Raw genomic sequence first — 18,535 nt, forward strand, 5'->3', positions numbered from 1 at the left:
TTCATCAGTTAAGTACGTTGTTTGTATGCCTGGATTATTCACTCTGTCGCTCAAGAAAGCACTGATTGCACCCTTTATTGCGGTGTTCTTGTGCTCGGTTGGCACTATTCTATGGCTACAAAAACAACGTTATGACGACCTTGCGATGGAGGTCGGCGACAGACAACTCTCTAGCTTGACCACGAACGTAGTGCATAGTCTTGATATCTATCTCGACAAGCCAATGACCGCCGTCGAGACTCTGGCGCACGCCATCGAATACCACCAGCTCTACACGCCCAATGATACCGCTAAATTGGAGGCCTACCTCAGATCCAGCTTCGCGTCTCTTAACGTACAGTCACCGCAAATTGACTTGATGGGTTTTGGCGGGGAACAAGGTGAGTTTCTTGCGCTGAGGGTAACCAAGCGTGACGGTGAAGAGTCTGAGTTTTCGCTGATGGTCAAAGACATTGGTACCGAAGATACCCTCAATGTCTACGCCTCTGATACACGCGAGTCGAAGGTCGTGGCCACGATTTCACCCTATGACCCACGCGAGCGCCCTTGGTATCAACCTGTACGTCAGCAGCCTAACGCGACCTGGTCAAAAGTCTATACCAATGCAGATGAAGCGCAGGAGATCACTATTTCCGCGCTCTCTCCTGTGTTTCAATCTCTTCGTGGCACACGTGAACTGATTGGTGTTGCGGCCATTGATGTTCAGATTGATACCTTTAGTCGTTTTCTTAATGATTTGGATACCACACACAGTGCCAGAGTTTACGTGGTGGATGAACACCATGAGCTCATTGCTCAAAGTGGCACTGGAACCATTTTGGATAAATCGGGCCATCGTCGCTCGTTGTCTAACAGCGAAAGCCCGCTGCTGCAGTATCTGAGTCAAAGCATCCACAATATGGAGCCAAGCGCCCCCAAGCTTCTCGCGTTCGATGATGAGAGCACGACACAGTACATCATGATTAGCCCTTATCAATCCGATAAGCGTTTGAATTGGTATGTCGCGGTGGTGATTTCTGCCGATGACTTGATGGGCAATATTCCTGTCGTCAGCAATCGTATGCTCTGGGCAGGACTCATCCTTGGTCTGCTTGGATTGGGCATGGGGATTGTCGTTCTCAATAGGCTTACCGTACCGCTTTCGGAAACGGCAGAAGCGGCTAAGCAAATTGCCAATGGTTCATGGGATTACCCGTTACCAAAACGCAATCGAATTAGCGAAATCTCACAACTGTTGCAAAGCTTTTCGTCGATGCGCTCACACCTGCAAGCCTCGTTTCATGCTTTGAGAGAGCAGCTGACTCGCGATAACTTAACCAAGCTGTACAGTCGTCAGGGCTTTATCGAGACGTGCGACTCGCTAAAGGCGCAGCAAAGTAGCAGTGGTACTATGATGCTACTTGGCATTAATCAATTTCGTGACATCAATGATAGCCTTGGGCATCACTATGGAGATGTACTACTCACCATCGTTGCCGAGCGCCTCAAAGCTTGGGTTTTAGCAGAGAATGGCGTCTTAGGTCGTGTTGCTGGCGATGAGTTTGCTATCTATCTACCCAGCATCACCGCAGAGCAACAGCTTTGCTATCAGCATCGTCTGCGTCAGGTATTCTCAGCACCCTTTGTGGTGGCGGGAGAGCCACTGAGCGTCAACATCTCTATCGGAATCACCTCTGACTGCGCAAAGGCAGACACCTGCCTTCGAAATGCGGGTATTGCGCTCAGTCATGCGAAAACCGAGAGTAATCACGTCAGCATCTATACGCCTGTGATGGCAGAGCAGTCTAAGAACAAAACTCGATTGCTGACCTACTTACGCCACGCCATCGACCATGACCTGTTCGAAGTCTACTTCCAACCCCTTGTCGATATTCGCTCCGGCCAGCCATTTGGCGCAGAAGCACTTCTGAGGCTGCGCGATCATCAAGGGCAGTTTATCTCTCCACTCGATTTTATCCCTCTGGCGGAGAGCTCCGGTCTTATCAAGGCAATTGGTCAACACATGGCAGCGGAAGCAATGCAGACGGTCAAGACAGAGATAGACAAGGGTGCGTTGCCCGCCAATTTCCAGCTGCATATCAATGTGTCCGTTCTTGAACTGTCAGACGGAGACTATGTAGAGCAGTTGAGTCAGTTGCTTGAGAGAACTCGATTCCCTGTCAGCCAACTGACCATCGAAGTAACGGAATCAAAGCTCGCTGATAACGATCCGGTACTATTGGATAATATGAGCCTCATTAAGTCGCTGGGCGCAAGCATCGCGATTGATGATTTTGGTACCGGTTATTCCTCGCTAGCCTATCTGCACAAGCTGCCGTTTGATAGCTTGAAGATCGACAAGGCGTTTGTCGACCGACTGACACGTGATAACGTCGACGACAGCGTCGTTGCCGCCATTACCAAGCTTTCTAAGAGTTTTGGCTTTAGCCTGGTTGCCGAAGGGGTTGAGACCCAGCAACAAGCTGAGCTCATTCAATCCCTTGGATGCCATCATGCACAGGGCTATTTGTTCAGCCCGCCTCTTCCGATAGAGAAGTGGCCAAGTATGCTTTGGGATGACCAAGTCAACTCACTCGATAAGATGGCCTAAGCCCGTAAACGTTTGTCAGTCCCCATATCCCAGATGTAAAAAAGCCCACTACGCTGCTTACTTATTAGTAGGCTCCTAGTGGGCTTTCGCTATTTGGTCGACTCTACGTCAGCTAACGTTAGATAACGCGTGAGAACTGCTGCTGACGTGCACGTTGGCGAAGGTATTTGTCAAAGCTCATACAGATATTGCGAATCAACAGGCGACCTCGCAGAGTCACCTCAATCGTGTCATCTGATACCGCAACCAACTCATCGTCAATGAAGGTTTGCAGCAGTTTCAAATCTTCTGCAAAGTACTGATTGAAGTCGATAGCAAACATCTTTTCTACGGAGCGCTTATCTAGGCTGAAGTTACAGATCAGCTGCTTGATGACCTCACGACGGATCAAGTCATCTTTGTCTAGCACCACACCTTTCCACAACGCATGACGAGACTCGTTCACCTGAGCGTAGTATTTCTTCAGCTCTTTTTGGTTCTGAGCGTAGCTGTCACCAATCATAGAGATAGCAGAAACACCAAACCCAACTAAGTCGCAATCGCCCTGTGTGGTGTAACCTTGGAAGTTTCGGTGCAGCTCCCCTGCGCGCTGAGCAACAGCCAACTCATCTTCAGGAAGCGCAAAGTGATCCATACCGATAAACTGATAACCCGCACCGGTCAAGGTAGCAATGGTGTCTTGAAGGATAGCCATCTTCTCTTCAGCTTGCGGCAGGTCCTCATCTTTAATTTTACGCTGCGCTGCAAACAGGTTTGGCATGTGCGCGTAGTTAAACACCGACAGACGACCTGGGCGCATGGTGAGCACTTGCTCAAGTGTCTGTGCAAATCGATCTTTGGTCTGCTTTGGCAAGCCGTAAATCAAGTCTAAGTTGGTCGAGCGGAAACCTAGCTCTTTCGCTCGCTTCGCCATAGCAAAGATAAACTCTTCATCTTGCTCGCGGTTTACCAGTTTTTGAACCTCTTTATTGAAGTCTTGAACACCAATACTTAGTCGGTTGAAGCCTTCCTCACGTAGGTGGTCAAGCATATCCAGCTCAATTTCGCGTGGATCGACTTCAATACTGATCTCAGCATCCGCTTCAAAGAAAAACTCACCACGCAAGATGGCCATTAGGCGGCTGATTTGGCTCTTCGTCAGGAAGGTTGGCGTACCACCACCGAAGTGCAGCTGGGTGACTTTTCGGCCCTGCAGCAACGACGCACGCTGGCGAATCTCATGCTCAATAACGTCAAGATACTCATCGGCTTTGTGCGCATGACGAGTAATCACCTTATTACAGCCACAGTAGTAGCAAAGCTTGTGACAGAACGGGATATGGACATACAGCGAAAGCGGACGATCTGGGTATTGAGTACACGCCATATCGTAATCAGAAATGGTATACGCTTCATGAAACTCAACCGCCGTTGGATACGAGGTGTATCGCGGGCCGGAATAGTTGTACTTGTCGAGGATAGCTTGATCCCAGACGATCTGTTGTTGAGTTTCGGATTGATTTTGAGACATGGTCATACTTCCAATAAACACGTTGCTTTCGCCCCACTAAACCTACGAGCTAAGACCGACGAGAAATGCCTGACGGTATAGGGAGTCAACTAGGCGCTATTTTGCCACACAAATATGACGGGTATCCCGTCAAGAAGTGGAATTGTGCAAGTGATCGCCAATTTTGCTATCACGATCACTTGCTAAAGGTAGGTAAGCTAAAGCTAACCCACCAGTTTGATATCGATTTGGTCATTGAGAGGCTGGACGGTGCGTTGCAGCGTTTTTAGCTCTTCTACAATAGCATCGTTAAGGCGTGCTTCCGCTTTTTGGCGCGTCAGATTGTCACGCATTCGCTGTTGCTTTTCCATCTCCTGTCTCGCATCACCGCGAGGCATGTCTTTGACGATATGGAAAAGCTCAGCAGTGGCAGGAAACTCTTTGTCAAAGTCGACGCGCTCATCACCTTGAACATAGTCCATGATGTTATAGAGGCGAATTGCCGCTTCCGACAGGTCGCACTGCCCCTGAATCGTCGCTAAGCAAATGGTATCCACACTCTCGAAGATGTTGGCATTACGCTTTTTGATTGCCAGCTCACGATGCTGTTGTTGCAACTCCTTTTGCTTTTTGAGTTGCAGTAGCAAATAGCCCGCGTAGCTTGCCAAGCCCACAATAATGAGCACACCAGCAATGGTTAACAGCGTCACGGTATTCATCTACTCTACCCCTTGTTACCCTTTGAACTGATCCATGTCGATATCTTCAAACTGCGACAATAGATCATCATCACTGCTTGCTTTCTTGCTTGGTGCAGACACCTCAGCCACTGGCATATCAAGCTCTTCGTCTTCATCATACTCAGGCTCCATAAGACCAAGTTGATTCATCAGCTTCTCAATACGATCCAGTTTTTCGTCCACGTATTTCTGTAGACCAGCACCTAGGTTCTCACCGCTTTCAATGCGATCGAGCAACACGTTCAGTTGCGCATCGTTCTCTAGCATCTCGAGCTCTTGCTCAGCAGATAGACGACGCTCAACCTTGGTTGGCTTCTTCGCAGGCTCAACGATAAGCGGGATCTTCTTCTTACTGCCTAGGCGAGGGTCTAGCTTAGCGCCACCCGTCGACTGGTTAACAGCTTTGCCTTCAGAGTGGCGGCTGCCTGACTTCTGACCTTTGCGTTTTTTCAAACGCTTGCGCAAGCGACCGTCAACGTCCGCTTGTGAACGGTTACGGGTAACCGCAACTACCGGCTCTGGATTAGAACCCGGCTTTCTTGATTTTTTCTTACGACTCATTACGTAAGCTTCCTCAGTAAAATGACATCATTACCAATGAATTCAATATCCAGCCCGTCTCGCTCTGCTAAATACAAGAACGTGGCTCGACTAAAGAAAACAACATGTGTCTGGTCATTTTTGTAGTGCCATTTTGCAAATGCGTCTACATCTATCACCAGTTTTGTCATTAAGCCTAACCATCCTCCAGGCTTAATGAGCGATAACCATTGTTGCCAAACCTGGTTTGGCTCATACAAGTGTTCGATAACCTCTGTCGCGGTCACCACATCGTAGCTATTATCGAGTACGGATTTATCCGGATAATAGTACAGATCGTACAGTGCCATGTCATGACCTTGCTCTGTGAGCATCAGTGACAGAGTCGGACCTGGACCACATCCAAAGTCTAGTCCTTTTGAACCGGGTGCAATTCGCTGCAAAATTGGCTCTGCCAATCGAGACAAAAAGCGGCGGTATCCTTGGTCTTGGGGATCGTTATTGTGAAGGTCATAGTGCGCCTTTTCACTCACCGCATCGAGACGCTGCGCTCTTGGCACAAACACCAATTCACAACGCGAGCACTGCAAGTAATCACGCTTTTTGTCACTATGGTAATGGTGGACGGATTGTCCCGAACACAGTGGGCAAGATTCCACAATTCCTCTCCTGAACGATACCCTGATCAATACAAGGGTGCGAAACATACCAGAAAGTGAGCACGGAGTGGAGTAGAGACGGGTATTTTTTCTACAATTTGTGTGATTTTGGCCGAGGAAGGTTGGCGGAAGACAACAAAATGCCCTTCCGCCGAATTAGCTTACATCCAATCCGTGTTACGGATGATGCCCACGGCGATGCCTTCAATAGCTAAATGCTGCGCCGTCAAATCGACTTCAATCGGCGAAAACTCTTCGTTTTCCGCATGCAATAGAACCGTTGCGCCTTTACGCTCTAAACGCTTCACCGTCACATCTTCGTCAACACGCGCGACCACAACCTGACCGTCACGAACGTCTTGGGTTTTATGAACCGCTAGTAGGTCGCCATCCATGATACCGATGTCCTTCATACTCTCGCCGTTTACGCGAAGTAGAAAATCCGCCTGAGGCTTAAACATACTCGGATCCACTTGGTAGTGTGCTTCTACGTGCTCTTGAGCCAAGATAGGCTCACCCGCCGCTACTTGACCGATAAGCGGTAGACCTTGGTCTTCGTTTGCTGCTTGTTGCTCAAGTAGAATTCGGATACCACGCGAAGCGCCTGGGATGATTTCAATCGCTTTTTTACGAGCGAGTGCTTTTAGGTGTTCTTCGGCCGCATTCGCTGAGCGGAACCCTAGTTCCTTAGCGATTTCGGCACGCGTAGGTGGCATACCTACGTCGTCTATCTTGTCTTTGATTAGATCAAAGACCTGCTGTTGTCGGGGCGTTAGCGGCTTCATACATCACCTGTCTGTTTATACAGTTAACTGTGAGTATATCCAGTAATACTGTAATTGCAACGATAATTGGTTGTTTTTTTAGCAGATTGACACCATAACTAAACACAATGGCGCATAGAATTGTAAATATGTCGTTGTACTGTTTTTTCAGTAAAAGGTAAGACCAGTTTCTGGTATGCTTGCGGCGCACTAAATCTAATGCCTAGGATTAATACACAACATCGTGTTGCCATGCTTCATCCTCTGGCATTGTTTCTTTGAACAAATTGAGGCTGTGAACCTTTATGTCTTCAGGACAATCACTGTTCCGTTCCTTTATAAAACTGCCCATGTCGGTGCTAGTAAAAGGGACGGCGATTCCATCTAACCCCATCGAAGACCACAATATCGATATCTCGAAACCTGTGGTGTATGCACTGCCCTTCAGCTCAAACGTTGATCTCCTGACCCTACAAAAGCAAGCGCTCGCGGTAGGACTACCAGATCCGCTTGAGCCGATCGTGCTCAATGGCGAAGAACGTGATCGCTTTGTGTTCATAGCTTCAAGACCGACGCTGATTACCAGCGACCAAGACGTCCCGAATGAGTCTATTGCCCTCTTCTCTGATCTACTCAAAGAGCACGAAAAAGACCCATCACTTGATGTTCAGGTGATTCCTGCAACAGTCTTATGGGGTCGTAAGCCTGGCAAAGAAGAAACGCCGAAGCCTTATCTGCAACCGATGAATGGCGTACAAAAAACCATGGCGGTATTAGCATCTGGCCGAGACTGCATGGTTCGCTTTAGCCCTGTGGTATCACTGCGCTATATGGCCGATTCTCACGGCACCGATGAGTCTATTGCACACAAACTCGCTCGCGTAGCCCGCATTCACTTCTCACGTCAGAAACTCGCAGCATCAGGTCCTAACCTGCCAAACCGCCAAGTGCTGTTCCATCGCCTGCTCAACTCGCAAGTTATCGAACAAGCGATCAAAGACCACGCGCAAAGCAACGACGTTAGTGAAGAGAAGGCGCGCAAAGAAGCTCAGCAAATCATGGATGAGATCGCCGCAGATTTCTCCTACAAGCTGGTAAAAAGTGGTGATCACGTTCTGACATGGCTTTGGAATAAGCTGTATCAAGGCATCAATGTCAGCAACGCCTCTACCGTTCGCCGCCTGGCTCAAGACGGTCACGAGATTGTTTATGTACCGTGTCACCGCAGTCACATGGACTATCTGTTGCTCTCTTACGTGCTGTACAAAGAAGGCATGGTTCCGCCGCATATTGCCGCGGGCATCAACCTCAACTTCTTCCCAGCCGGCCCTATTTTTCGCCGCGGTGGCGCCTTCTTTATTCGCCGCAGCTTCAAAGGCAACAAGCTGTATTCGACGATTTTCCGTGAGTACCTCGCTGAACTGTTCGCGAAAGGCTACTCAGTGGAATACTTCAGTGAAGGTGGTCGCTCACGTACCGGTCGCTTACTGCAAGCGAAAACCGGCATGTTGGCGATGACGATTCAAGCTATGCTGCGCGGTCTTAACCGCCCTGTCACGTTAGTGCCCGTTTACATTGGTTACGAACACGTGATGGAAGTGAGCACTTACGCAAAAGAACTGCGCGGCAAGCGCAAAGAGAAAGAGAACGCAGGTCAGGTACTTAAAACGCTGCGTAAGCTGCGTAACTTCGGTCAAGGCTACGTGAACTTTGGTGAGCCAATTCCACTTAACCAGTACCTCAACGAAGCGGCGCCCAACTGGACGCAAGACATCGACCCAATGGGTACCAGCAAACCACAGTGGTTGGTTCCGGCGGTCAATGACCTTGCGACTAAGATGATGACCAACATCAACGACGCCGCCGCTGCTAATGCTCTGACGCTTTGTGCGACTGCTCTGTTGGCATCACGCCAACGTGCACTGTCTCGTGACAGCTTAGTTAACCAGATTGATTGCTATCTATCACTGCTTAAACACGTGCCTTATTCGAAGACATGTACGCTGCCTAATGCAACGGCAGAAGAGCTTGTCGCGCATGCTGAGTCACTGGATAAATTTGTTATTGAGTCGGACACCCTAGGTGACATTATCTCACTAGACCGTCACCAGTCGATTCTGATGACCTACTATCGCAATAACATCATTCATCTTTTTGCACTGCCATCGCTTATCGCACAGATGTTGATTCGTCAGCACAAACTGTCACTGGAGCAAATTCAATACAATGTGCAGAAGCTCTATCCTTTCTTGAAAAAAGAGCTGTTCTTGAGCATTGAAGAGAGCGAGTTGGAGTCGATGGTCGATAGCATCATCAATGAGCTGTCGCGCCAAGATCTGGTTCTGGTTGATCAAGGCGTCGTGTCAATGAATCAGTCCAACACTCAGACACTGATGCTATTGGGCCGCACAATTTCTGAGACGCTGCAGCGCTACGCGATCTCTCTTAACCTACTGGCGTGCTACCCAGAGCTTGGCAAGCGCGATCTAGAACAAAAGAGCCAAGACATTGCTCAGCGCCTGGGTCGTCTGCACAGTATCAATGCGCCAGAGTTTTTCGATAAGGGCGTATTCGCGGCACTATTTAGCACACTAAAAGAGCAAGGTTACCTAGATATCGATGGTAACTGCGATATCGCAGCCACTGAAAACCTCGCTGGTATGCTCTACGGTCTGTTGTACCCAGAGGTACGCCTTACTATTCAAGAGAGTGTTCATCAAAGCGACCCAAGCTTAGATGACGATGAAAGCATCGAGAGTGAGTAACCCTCTTTAAGAAAACGAAAAAGCGCGGTCATTTTACAATGACCGCGCTTTTTTTAACTCGATAACTCTCAGTTACTTCAACAGAAATGCACTTAGCAAACCTATGGTGACTGCCATTCCTACATAGTTATTGTTGAGAAATGCCTGAAAGCAAAGTGGGCGTTCACGATGGCGGATTAGCCACTGCTGATAAACAAACAGCGCACTCACCGCAAGTAAACTCCAGTAGAAGCTTGCGCCCAACTGGTAGCTGTAGCCAAGCCCCATCAACATCAACAATGTAATCAGCTGCAACACACCAATGATGAGCTTGTCGCGCTTGCCAAACAAAATGGCGGTCGACTTGATTCCTATCTTAAGATCATCTTCTCGGTCCACCATGGCGTATTGGGTGTCGTAAGCGATGGTCCAAAGAGCGTTAATCACAAAGATAAACCAGACCATTGGCGGCAAAGCGTCAGCTTGAGCGGCAAACGCCATTGGAATTGACCAACTAAAAGCCAAACCAAGAAACAGCTGCGGAAGGTGTGTGTAACGCTTCATGAAGGGATAGATAAACGCTAAAAACACACCGACAAATGAAAGCTGAATCGTCAACGTATTCATGGTCAAAACCAGAATAAATGACGCCACTGCCAAAAATAGAAATAGGCCAATGGCCTCTTTTGATGACACTTGCCCTGATGGCAACGGGCGACCCTTGGTTCGCTCTACATGCCCATCGACTTTGCGGTCGGCGAAATCATTGATCACACAGCCCGCACTACGCATCATGACCACACCTAAGGTAAAGACCACAAGCACCAAAAGATCAGGGATGCCTTCTGCAGCAACAATCAGTGCCCACAGCGTTGGCCAAAGCAATAGTAACGAGCCAATAGGCTTATCCATGCGCATCAGCTGCCAGTAAGCTCTGGCTTTTGTCGAGGTCATTGACCACACTCCTGTTGGTAAATCGGTGACTCGGGCAAGAAAAGTTCGGCAACCAATATCGGGTGTCCTTTTACCCAAAGCCGTGAGCGGCGAGCAAAAAGATCGCCCTCTGGCGTGGCAATCAGTGCCACTTGCAATGCATCGCGCGTGGTATCAGCACTTGAAAAGACCGTCACACCAATCGGCACGGTTCCTTGTTGAGAAATATCATATTGGCTGCGGTCCATCGACTCAAGCGACATCAGCGTGCGACCTATAACCCAAGGCTGGTTGTCACCAGACAACACGACTTCTCTCAACCAACAAGATTCGTGGTCAAGAAGCTCCAATTCCTCCTGAGACATAGTATGAAGCGGGCTGGCTTCATTGCGCACGACTTCGACAGAGAAGTGCTGACAATGCTCTGCCAATTTATGTGAAAGCGACCCTTGCTCCGTCAACCACTGCAAGGCATGGCGATTAAGGTGAGGAAACTCGTCAGGAGACTGCCATTGAGCTTGGCGTAATATTTTCAGATAGTCGAAAGCTGAATCATTCATTTTGCTATTCAATAACACGCTTGAAGCGCGTACAATCATTGTTCATCTGGACGGCGTATTGTACCACCAACCATGTCGGTACACTCCAGCGTTATTACGTCATTGTAACAAAATTAGGCTCATGGAATATCGGCTAATTCGAGTTTAAAAGAGAGAAATATGTGTAAACGTTACCTGACCCAGTTTTTCCTGATCATGGGCTTGACTGCTGCTATGCCTGCATTCTCCGCAGAGGAGTCGGCACCTAACCTTGCGTATTTCACTCTCGAGCCGGAATTGACCACTAACTTCCACACCAAAGGCAAACGACTTGGCTATGTTCAAGTGCGTATTGATGTCATGGTCGGCGACGTTAATGATTTAGCGATTATTGAGCATCACCAGCCGCTAATTCGCGATGCCGTGATTGAACTGCTAGGCAAACAAAATGCCGATGTGATTAAGTCTTTGGCGGGAAGAGAAGAGATCCGTCAGATGCTGGTCGAGAATCTCAACAACTTGCTATTGGCAGAGACAGGTAAAGCGGTCATTGCCGACCTTCTGTTTACCAAATATCTCTACCAATAGAATGAGCGTGTTGGGCTAGGCTATTTTTAAGCGTCTTTAAGCCTTGGCTGTCTTCAAGCGATAGCTGTCGAGTAGGCCCAACGCCACACCCGCCAACAAACCGGTCAGGTGCGCCATATTGGCGATAGCAAGGAATGGCTGAACAAAGCCAAGCACAAGCCAAACCAGCATAAAGGCAACGATAGGCTTAGGGATAATAAGACCGATATCAGGACGCTTCACCGTGAGCACCCACAGGTAGCCGACTAGCGCATACACAACCCCAGACAGACCACCGAAGTTTGCTCCCTCAATCCAATACTGACCGATTCCCGAAATAGCGGCAGAGACGAAAAAGATCTCTAACAGCTTCTTACCACCAAGGCGCTTATCGATATCCCCACCTAACTGCCACCACCACAGCAGGTTAAAGATGATGTGCATGGCAGAGAAATGCAGCAAGGCGTGACTAAACCAGCGCCATACTTGCCACTCCTGTCCATCAAAAGCTGGAAAGTGCAGCCAAGAGAACACCCACTGCCCTAATCCAACAAACTGGGTGATATAGATAACCGCGCACAGCACCATTATAGAAAGTGTCGTTATCCCAGCTTTTGCTTTGAGCATTGAGGTAAAGCTTGGCGTTTGATAGTGGAATGCATTGCGGCGCGTTTCTGCCATATCCCATGACGATGCTTGGTACTTGGGATTCATAGGGTCATCGAGGAAATGCTTGAGCTCAACCTCCGCTTCAAGCTGGTCTTCACTGTTCATCAGCCAGAGTACGAACTGACCACCACCCTCGGGCATCATTTGGACATCAATCTTTCTCGATGCCATGTAATCGATAAATGCCTGCCCCATTCTCGGGTTCTGCAGGGTGATAAGTCTAACCATTGTTGATCTCTCTATGTGTGACTCTCTACCGGCAAGGCTGCTCTGTGCCACGCTTCAAAACCGCCATCGACACTATAAACCTGCTCAAATCCTTGATTAAGGAGATACTGAGCCGCGCCTTGACTGCTGATACCGTGATAACACATCACCAATACAGGTGCTTCAAATTCGACCTGCTGCATGAAATCAACAATGCTGTCATTGGTTAAGTGGTATGCGTCAGTGGCATGAGCGACATTAAAACTCTGGATATCACGGATATCCACCAGCCTTGCTTCGTCGTTGTCTTGTAGTAACTGATGTGCCCCGTGCACGTCAATATGTTGAAACTGCTCCATAGAGTCTAATCCTTTACTTTCATCGCACTTGGCGCTACGTCAAAATTAAGCGTATTGCATGCGTTTTTTGGTTATTTTCTCTTGGTCGATAATAGCACTATTCAGTGCTAACAAAGTACCGACACCTTTTAGGGTTATCCACTTCAGTCTACATTTTCACCAGCTGTGTGTAACTCTGTAGATTGCGTTGATAAAGTGGTTTTGGATCATTTGATCCACTACATCTAGGTATGATCTTGATCTAACTGTGGGTAAAGCAAAAGGTATCCCCAAGGCCAAAAGCCTCTCAAAGCACCATTTGTCGCTGCTTTCTGACAGTTGGCAAATAATTTCATCACAGACTTATCCACAGGCAAGAGACTAAATTTTGCGATCAATTATCGGATCGAGATGACCACTTGATCTGGTACTTAACAACGCATTGCCGAGATCAAAAAAGCCGAGGTCAATTGACCTCGGCTTTTGAAAATTTGCTTCGCGATGTGCGGAGGTTAAAACTCACCCACTGCCGCTTTCAGCTTCTTCATCGCATTCTTTTCTAGCTGACGGATACGCTCTGCAGACACACCGTAATTATCGGCGAGATCTTGCAACGTTGACTTGTTGTCATCCAACCAACGTGAACGAACGATGTGTTGGCTGCGATCATCAAGCGTCGCTAATGCATGGCTTAGACGATTGTTGGTGTGAGCTTCCCAGTTTTGAGCTTCGTAGTCTTCAGCCAAATCTGAACTCTTATCTTCTAGATACAGCGCAGGCGCGGTGTAGGTTGTACCGGAGTCATCATCGTCGCTTGGCATCTCGAACGTTGAATCTTGCGCTGCAAGACGAGATTCCATTTCACGAACCTCTGATGGTTCAACACCGAGCTCTTTCGCTACCGTTTCAACTTCGCCATTGTTAAACCAACCTAAGCGCTTCTTCGACTTACGTAAGTTGAAAAACAGCTTACGCTGAGCTTTGGTGGTCGCGATCTTAACGATACGCCAGTTACGCAACACGTACTCGTGGATCTCTGCTTTGATCCAATGCACTGCAAATGAAACCAGTCTTACACCCACTTCAGGGTTAAAACGTTTCACTGCTTTCATCAGACCAATGTTGCCTTCTTGAACCAAGTCAGCCATAGGTAGACCATAACCGGAGTAGCCACGAGCAACATGAACAACAAAGCGAAGGTGCGATAAGATCAGCCCTTTCGCTGCCTCTATTTCACCATCGTAGTGTAATCTTTCTGCTAGTTCACGCTCCTCATCAGCGGTCAGCATAGGGTAGCTGTTCACTGAGCGGATATAGCTGTCTAAGCTATCTTGTGTTACTAAAGCCATTGGATACGCTTGGTTTGCCATTCACTTCCTCATCTATCTCGAGTAGGGTCAACACCTTCTTAACCTGACAATACTGGACCTAAACCATGACAGTTTCAAGAAGGGGTTAGTAATTATGCATAATCAATAGGTCTAAACAAGTGTTATTACCGATTAAATTTAACTCATTAATAGGTAAACACACCATTAATGAGAGCTAAATCTCACTATGTTATTGAAACGTTGAACGATTATTCGCTCAGGTCGACCTACGATGTTTATGCCACTATTTAAGACCCTTTTCGCTTAAACCGGTTCAATTTCTTTTAAATGACGCTTTGCAGAGATTCTCGCCGCACCAGTGCCCAGGAACAAACCCAGCATTAGAATCAGTAAGGTTTCATCCCAGCCAAGTCCAAGCAATCGATAATCACTGTCGTAAAGCATTGCCAAATCGGTGACTGTGCTGTTGATAATAATCGTCAGCAACGCGGTAAGCAGCCACGCGACGACCGCTCCAATCAATCCAAACCACATTCCTGAGTAAAGATACGGTCTAAGGATGTAGGCATCCGTCGCGCCAATCAGTTTCATGGTCTGGATGGCTTCTTTATTCGCTAGTACATTAAAGCGCAGCGTATTACCGACAATGAGAAACACCGACACTAACATTAAAGCAGACAAGCTGATCACCAAGGTCGATGCCAGGTTCTTGATCGCATCAAAGCGCCCTAGCCAATCTTCATCGCGGCGCACATCGGTAATGTCGCTACGGGTGCGAAGCTTAGACACCAATTCTCGATCTGTCTCTACGCTGGTATCACTGGGAATGATCACCAATACACCTGGCAATGCGTAGCCATCCAGTAAGCTTAAGGCTTGATCGAGACCTGAGTGCTGACTCAAGTCCGCCAAACCTTGCTGGGGCGTGATGTATTCAACCTCACTCACAGTGTCCCAACTCTCGATATCATCTTTCAGCACTAAAACGCGTGCATCCGGCACCCCAACATCGATAAATGCGGTCACTTGAGACTGGCTGGCCACATTCGACGTCACTGCCGCCACGTTCTTGCCTAGTAGGTACAAACATGCGGGCATGGTGAGCGCCATAGAGATAACCGCTAGCGTAAGAATATTGCCCAACGGACGCTGCCACATTTCTACCAGTGACGATTTAGCCTGTCGCCAGTGCACAGTAAAGAAGCCATCGGACTTGAGACGATGCTTAGCCGGCTTTTTATTACGCTTAAACACCATCGCTCACCTCACTTAAAAAGCCTTGATTAAGCTCTAGGTAACGGTATTGAGGGCGAGAGCGTACGAGATGTATGTCATGCGTCGCTAACAGGATGGACACGCCAGCACGGTTAAACTCTTCGAATAGCTTCAACACTTTGTTCGAAAGCTCAGGGTCTAGGTTACCCGTCGGCTCATCCGCAAGCAGCATGGTCGGGCGATTGACGACAGCGCGGGCGATCCCGACACGCTGCTGTTCACCACCAGAAAGCTGACTTGGTAAACACTTCATCTTATCGAGCAGCCCAGTTTTATCTAGCGCAGCTGAAACGCGGCGCTTGATTTCATTCTCCGAGATAGACTCGATACGCATTGGCAGCGCAACGTTATCAAATACAGTGCGATCCATCAGCAAGCGGTGATCTTGGAAAACAATGCCAATATTACGGCGCAAGAACGGAATATCTTTCGAAGGTAGTCTGCTGATATCGTGGTCATTAAATAGAATGCGACCATCGGTTGGTCGTTCAATCGCACAGATAAGCTTTAGTAAGGTACTTTTCCCTGCGCCGGAGTGACCTCCCAAAAATGCCATCTCACCACGCTTTAAGTGAAAATCGACTTTTTGCAGCGCTTGTCGCCCACCTCGGTAGGCTTTACTCACTTGCTCAAATTTGATCACCGAATCATTCCTCTGATTTGGATGTCTTAGGTCAGAAAGGGGATGCCATGCATCCCCTTAATTTATTCTTCTCGACTAAACAGTGCGTCGATAAATTCTTTGGTCTCAAACGGCCTTAAATCATCAATGCCTTCACCAACACCAATATAGCGGATTGGGATTTGGAACTGATCCGCCAGCGCAAAAATCACCCCGCCTTTTGCGGTACCATCAAGCTTAGTTAACGTAATACCTGTCAGCGGTGCTACATCACTAAACAGCTTAGCTTGGCTAATCGCGTTTTGGCCGGTACCGGCATCAAGCGTCAGCATGATTTCGTGTGGTGCAGAATCATCAATCTTCTTCATTACACGCACAATCTTGCGCAGCTCTTCCATCAGATTCGCTTTATTCTGCAGACGACCCGCGGTATCGGCGATAACCACGTCCACACCACGCGCTTTCGCCGCTTCAATAGCGTCGTAAATCACCGATGCGCTGTCCGCTCCAGTATGCTGAGCAATCACTGGGACATCGTTACGCTCACCCCAAACCTGCAACTGCTCAACCGCCGCTGCACGGAAGGTATCGCCCGCCGCTAGCATGACTTTCTTGCCTTCCGCTTGGAACTGCTTAGCAAGCTTACCAATCGTCGTGGTTTTACCCACACCGTTCACACCCACCATTAGGATAACGAACGGAGTCTTAGTGGTATCGACTTCTAATGGCTTTTCAACATGACTAAGGATGTCAGCCATCTCATCTTTAAGAAGACCATACAGCGCTTCGCCATCTTTTAAATCGGCACGAGACGCTTTTTCTGTAAGATTATCAATAATTTTTACTGTGGTGTTCATGCCCACGTCAGCAATGAGTAGCTGCTCTTCTAGCTCTTCAAACAGCTCGTCATCGATCTCTTTGCCTTTAAACAGACCAAAGAAACCAGCACCGATATTGGCTTTGGTACGGCTCAGACTACGTTTCAAGCGCGCAAAAAAGCTCTCTGTTGGTTTTTCTTGCTCCTGAACTCGAGCAACAACTGGGGTTTCTGCTTCTGCTTCTGCTTCTGCTTCTGCTTCTGCTTCTGCTTCTGCTTTTTCAGTATCTTCGGTTTCGTCAGCCGCAACGACTACTTGCTCTGCGGGCTCAGTAGCGGTTGGTTCTGCGTCGTCTTGTTGTTCAACACTCGCTTCAACCTGTTCAGCTTGTTGCTGCTCAGCATCAGTCGATGCTTCTGCTTCTAGCGGTTCGGATTGAGTCTCCGCGGCAGTGTCTTGCTGTTTTTGCTCTGTTTGATCTTCGTCGCCAAAGCCGAGCCAAGAGAGAAGTCCGCGTTTTTTCTTTTCTGTCATCTGAAACTATCCTGAATACTGTCTTTTCAAATGTCTTAAATTCGTCGTAGCCTAGACGTTATAGGTTAACGTCTGGCGGTGCAAAAAATATTTGTGACAAAGCAGTGAAAACTTTTCTCAGAGATTGGTACACTTCGTCACTTATTAATTTAAGCTCGTTAATGAGCCCGTTATAGTATCACTTTATTGGCGGTCAAAAAATCTATGGTTAGACGTCGCAAGCAAACTCCATCACAAAAACCATCGTCTCAGATGGGTAGCGTTCGCATCATTAGCGGACTTTGGCGTGGTCGCAAGCTCCCTGTACATGATGCGGAGGGTTTAAGACCAACGACAGACCGCGTTAAAGAGACGGTATTTAACTGGCTGGCACAAGATGTTCCCCATGCCAAAGTACTGGACCTGTTTGCGGGCTCTGGCGGTTTAGGGTTTGAAGCCGCATCAAGGCAAGCCGACCATGTCACTATGATTGAGCTTAATGACAAAGCCTATAAGCAGATCGTTAGTAACATTGCGCTGGTCAAAGCGGACAATATCAAAGCTCATCATGGCGACGCGCTCAGCTTTTTATCACAAGCTGGCGAGCCACAAGACTTAGTCTTCATCGATCCTCCGTTTAGAAAGGGATTACTGCCGGATGTCATCGACCGTTTAGAGAGTAATGGTTGGCTTGCAGACAATGCGTTAATCTATATAGAAACGGAGAAAGAACTGCAACTTGACGCCATTCCAGAGCACTGGGACTTACTAAAAGAAAAGACGGCGGGTCAGGTTAGCTACCGATTATTTGAGAGGGAATCACAATGAAAGCGCTACTCATGCTAGCAAAAATCGCCTTCGGGTTTGTTTGGTTTGTCTTAATACTGAACATCTTCCATCCATTTCCAGGCAAAGGTGCCATCGCTCTCTATATCATGACCGCGTTCTTGTTCTTGATGCACGGCGTTCAAATGGCAATCTTTCTTGGTGCCTTTGGCGACAAGTTGAAACTGGGCACATGGGAGAAATACTCGATACTTGCGTTTGGTATTTTTGCCCTGCTGGATATCCGTCAAAAACACATGATGGGGCCTGCTCCAGAGCCAGAAGACCAAACTGCTGAAAACAGCGATAAAAAGTAATGTTTAGAAAAAGAGCCGCAATAGCGGCTCTTTTCTTTTGACCCATCCCCGAGGT

The 18,535-nt window shown here is 48.1% G+C and carries 18 protein-coding genes; 5 read left to right on the plus strand and 13 right to left on the minus strand.

Going from position 1 to position 18,535, the window contains the following annotated elements; genetic code table 11:
• Positions 1 to 25 precede the first annotated feature (25 nt).
• Positions 26 to 2,590, plus strand: coding sequence for a bifunctional diguanylate cyclase/phosphodiesterase (locus AC6I8Y_RS15905; RefSeq protein WP_498020530.1), 2,565 nt, complete (start codon positions 26 to 28; stop codon positions 2,588 to 2,590).
• A 118-nt stretch (positions 2,591 to 2,708) separates the two neighbouring features.
• Here AC6I8Y_RS15905 and hemN read toward each other — a convergent pair whose 3' ends face one another.
• From hemN to lexA, 5 genes are all read right to left on the minus strand, one after another.
• Positions 2,709 to 4,100 carry an oxygen-independent coproporphyrinogen III oxidase gene (hemN, locus tag AC6I8Y_RS15910; protein ID WP_498020531.1) on the minus strand — a complete coding sequence of 464 codons (1,392 nt, stop codon included), beginning with the start codon at positions 4,098 to 4,100 and terminating at the stop codon, positions 2,709 to 2,711.
• A gap of 203 nt (positions 4,101 to 4,303) precedes the next feature.
• On the minus strand, positions 4,304 to 4,798 hold the full coding sequence (locus AC6I8Y_RS15915; RefSeq protein WP_042478799.1) for a DUF2489 domain-containing protein: 495 nt from the start codon (positions 4,796 to 4,798) through the stop codon (positions 4,304 to 4,306).
• A gap of 15 nt (positions 4,799 to 4,813) precedes the next feature.
• A complete protein-coding gene (yihI, locus tag AC6I8Y_RS15920; RefSeq protein WP_498020532.1) occupies positions 4,814 to 5,380 on the minus strand; it encodes a Der GTPase-activating protein YihI in 567 nt (188 codons plus the stop codon).
• Complete coding sequence (locus AC6I8Y_RS15925) at positions 5,380 to 6,018, minus strand: class I SAM-dependent methyltransferase (RefSeq protein WP_498017440.1); 639 nt, start codon at positions 6,016 to 6,018, stop codon at positions 5,380 to 5,382. Before AC6I8Y_RS15925 ends, yihI begins: the two co-directional genes overlap by 1 nt.
• 161 nt (positions 6,019 to 6,179) lie before the next feature.
• Positions 6,180 to 6,803 (minus strand): transcriptional repressor LexA, encoded by a 624-nt coding sequence (lexA, locus tag AC6I8Y_RS15930; RefSeq protein WP_498020533.1) that lies wholly within the window; start codon positions 6,801 to 6,803, stop codon positions 6,180 to 6,182.
• A 284-nt stretch (positions 6,804 to 7,087) separates the two neighbouring features.
• Between lexA and plsB the strand changes: the two genes are divergently transcribed.
• Positions 7,088 to 9,547 (plus strand): glycerol-3-phosphate 1-O-acyltransferase PlsB, encoded by a 2,460-nt coding sequence (gene plsB, locus AC6I8Y_RS15935; protein WP_498020534.1) that lies wholly within the window; start codon positions 7,088 to 7,090, stop codon positions 9,545 to 9,547.
• 72 nt (positions 9,548 to 9,619) lie between these two features.
• Here the strand turns inward: plsB and ubiA are convergent, their stop codons facing one another.
• A complete protein-coding gene (ubiA, locus tag AC6I8Y_RS15940; protein ID WP_042478792.1) occupies positions 9,620 to 10,480 on the minus strand; it encodes a 4-hydroxybenzoate octaprenyltransferase in 861 nt (286 codons plus the stop codon).
• A complete protein-coding gene (locus AC6I8Y_RS15945; RefSeq protein WP_394154687.1) occupies positions 10,477 to 11,019 on the minus strand; it encodes a chorismate--pyruvate lyase family protein in 543 nt (180 codons plus the stop codon). Before AC6I8Y_RS15945 ends, ubiA begins: the two co-directional genes overlap by 4 nt.
• Before the next feature lie 159 nt (positions 11,020 to 11,178).
• Between AC6I8Y_RS15945 and AC6I8Y_RS15950 the strand changes: the two genes are divergently transcribed.
• Complete coding sequence (locus AC6I8Y_RS15950) at positions 11,179 to 11,586, plus strand: flagellar basal body-associated protein FliL (protein WP_128649880.1); 408 nt, start codon at positions 11,179 to 11,181, stop codon at positions 11,584 to 11,586.
• 36 nt (positions 11,587 to 11,622) lie between these two features.
• Here the strand turns inward: AC6I8Y_RS15950 and glpG are convergent, their stop codons facing one another.
• The 6 genes from glpG to ftsY all read right to left on the minus strand — a co-directional run bounded on the left by glpG (position 11,623) and on the right by ftsY (position 17,359).
• The gene (gene glpG, locus AC6I8Y_RS15955) at positions 11,623 to 12,462 is read right to left on the minus strand and encodes a rhomboid family intramembrane serine protease GlpG (protein ID WP_394154690.1); all 840 of its coding nucleotides are present in this window, start codon (positions 12,460 to 12,462) and stop codon (positions 11,623 to 11,625) included.
• Positions 12,463 to 12,473: 11 nt separating this feature from the next.
• Complete coding sequence (gene glpE / locus AC6I8Y_RS15960) at positions 12,474 to 12,800, minus strand: thiosulfate sulfurtransferase GlpE (protein ID WP_394154692.1); 327 nt, start codon at positions 12,798 to 12,800, stop codon at positions 12,474 to 12,476.
• A 491-nt stretch (positions 12,801 to 13,291) separates the two neighbouring features.
• Positions 13,292 to 14,149, minus strand: coding sequence for an RNA polymerase sigma factor RpoH (gene rpoH / locus AC6I8Y_RS15965; protein WP_234494951.1), 858 nt, complete (start codon positions 14,147 to 14,149; stop codon positions 13,292 to 13,294).
• Between the two features lie 264 nt (positions 14,150 to 14,413).
• Complete coding sequence (ftsX, locus tag AC6I8Y_RS15970; protein WP_252012914.1) at positions 14,414 to 15,367, minus strand: permease-like cell division protein FtsX; 954 nt, start codon at positions 15,365 to 15,367, stop codon at positions 14,414 to 14,416.
• Positions 15,357 to 16,028: a cell division ATP-binding protein FtsE gene (ftsE, locus tag AC6I8Y_RS15975; protein WP_042478777.1), complete on the minus strand. Its 672-nt coding sequence runs from the start codon at positions 16,026 to 16,028 to the stop codon at positions 15,357 to 15,359. The genes ftsX and ftsE overlap by 11 nt, the downstream gene beginning before the upstream one ends.
• Positions 16,029 to 16,090: 62 nt before the next feature.
• Positions 16,091 to 17,359, minus strand: coding sequence for a signal recognition particle-docking protein FtsY (gene ftsY / locus AC6I8Y_RS15980; protein WP_498020537.1), 1,269 nt, complete (start codon positions 17,357 to 17,359; stop codon positions 16,091 to 16,093).
• Between the two features lie 204 nt (positions 17,360 to 17,563).
• On the opposite strand from ftsY, the gene rsmD reads away from it, so the two are divergent.
• The gene (gene rsmD / locus AC6I8Y_RS15985) at positions 17,564 to 18,166 is read left to right on the plus strand and encodes a 16S rRNA (guanine(966)-N(2))-methyltransferase RsmD (RefSeq protein WP_498020538.1); all 603 of its coding nucleotides are present in this window, start codon (positions 17,564 to 17,566) and stop codon (positions 18,164 to 18,166) included.
• A complete protein-coding gene (locus AC6I8Y_RS15990; protein ID WP_234494948.1) occupies positions 18,163 to 18,480 on the plus strand; it encodes a DUF1145 domain-containing protein in 318 nt (105 codons plus the stop codon). Before rsmD ends, AC6I8Y_RS15990 begins: the two co-directional genes overlap by 4 nt.
• Positions 18,481 to 18,535: the final 55 nt, after the last annotated feature.

The sequence above is a fragment of the Vibrio sp. KUL78 genome, from assembly GCF_059725505.1.

Excerpts from the sequence above, each read along its gene's own strand:
- AC6I8Y_RS15905 (WP_498020530.1), top strand. The coding sequence starts at position 26 with ATGCCTGGATTATTCACTCTGTCGCTCAAGAAAGCACTGATTGCACCC.
- hemN (WP_498020531.1), bottom strand. The coding sequence starts at position 4,100 with ATGTCTCAAAATCAATCCGAAACTCAACAACAGATCGTCTGGGATCAA.
- AC6I8Y_RS15915 (WP_042478799.1), bottom strand. The coding sequence starts at position 4,798 with ATGAATACCGTGACGCTGTTAACCATTGCTGGTGTGCTCATTATTGTG.
- yihI (WP_498020532.1), bottom strand. The coding sequence starts at position 5,380 with ATGAGTCGTAAGAAAAAATCAAGAAAGCCGGGTTCTAATCCAGAGCCG.
- lexA (WP_498020533.1), bottom strand. The coding sequence starts at position 6,803 with ATGAAGCCGCTAACGCCCCGACAACAGCAGGTCTTTGATCTAATCAAA.
- plsB (WP_498020534.1), top strand. The coding sequence starts at position 7,088 with ATGTCTTCAGGACAATCACTGTTCCGTTCCTTTATAAAACTGCCCATG.
- ubiA (WP_042478792.1), bottom strand. The coding sequence starts at position 10,480 with ATGACCTCGACAAAAGCCAGAGCTTACTGGCAGCTGATGCGCATGGAT.
- AC6I8Y_RS15945 (WP_394154687.1), bottom strand. The coding sequence starts at position 11,019 with ATGAATGATTCAGCTTTCGACTATCTGAAAATATTACGCCAAGCTCAA.
- AC6I8Y_RS15950 (WP_128649880.1), top strand. The coding sequence starts at position 11,179 with ATGTGTAAACGTTACCTGACCCAGTTTTTCCTGATCATGGGCTTGACT.
- glpG (WP_394154690.1), bottom strand. The coding sequence starts at position 12,462 with ATGGTTAGACTTATCACCCTGCAGAACCCGAGAATGGGGCAGGCATTT.
- glpE (WP_394154692.1), bottom strand. The coding sequence starts at position 12,800 with ATGGAGCAGTTTCAACATATTGACGTGCACGGGGCACATCAGTTACTA.
- rpoH (WP_234494951.1), bottom strand. The coding sequence starts at position 14,149 with ATGGCAAACCAAGCGTATCCAATGGCTTTAGTAACACAAGATAGCTTA.
- ftsX (WP_252012914.1), bottom strand. The coding sequence starts at position 15,367 with ATGGTGTTTAAGCGTAATAAAAAGCCGGCTAAGCATCGTCTCAAGTCC.
- ftsY (WP_498020537.1), bottom strand. The coding sequence starts at position 17,359 with ATGACAGAAAAGAAAAAACGCGGACTTCTCTCTTGGCTCGGCTTTGGC.
- rsmD (WP_498020538.1), top strand. The coding sequence starts at position 17,564 with ATGGTTAGACGTCGCAAGCAAACTCCATCACAAAAACCATCGTCTCAG.
- AC6I8Y_RS15990 (WP_234494948.1), top strand. The coding sequence starts at position 18,163 with ATGAAAGCGCTACTCATGCTAGCAAAAATCGCCTTCGGGTTTGTTTGG.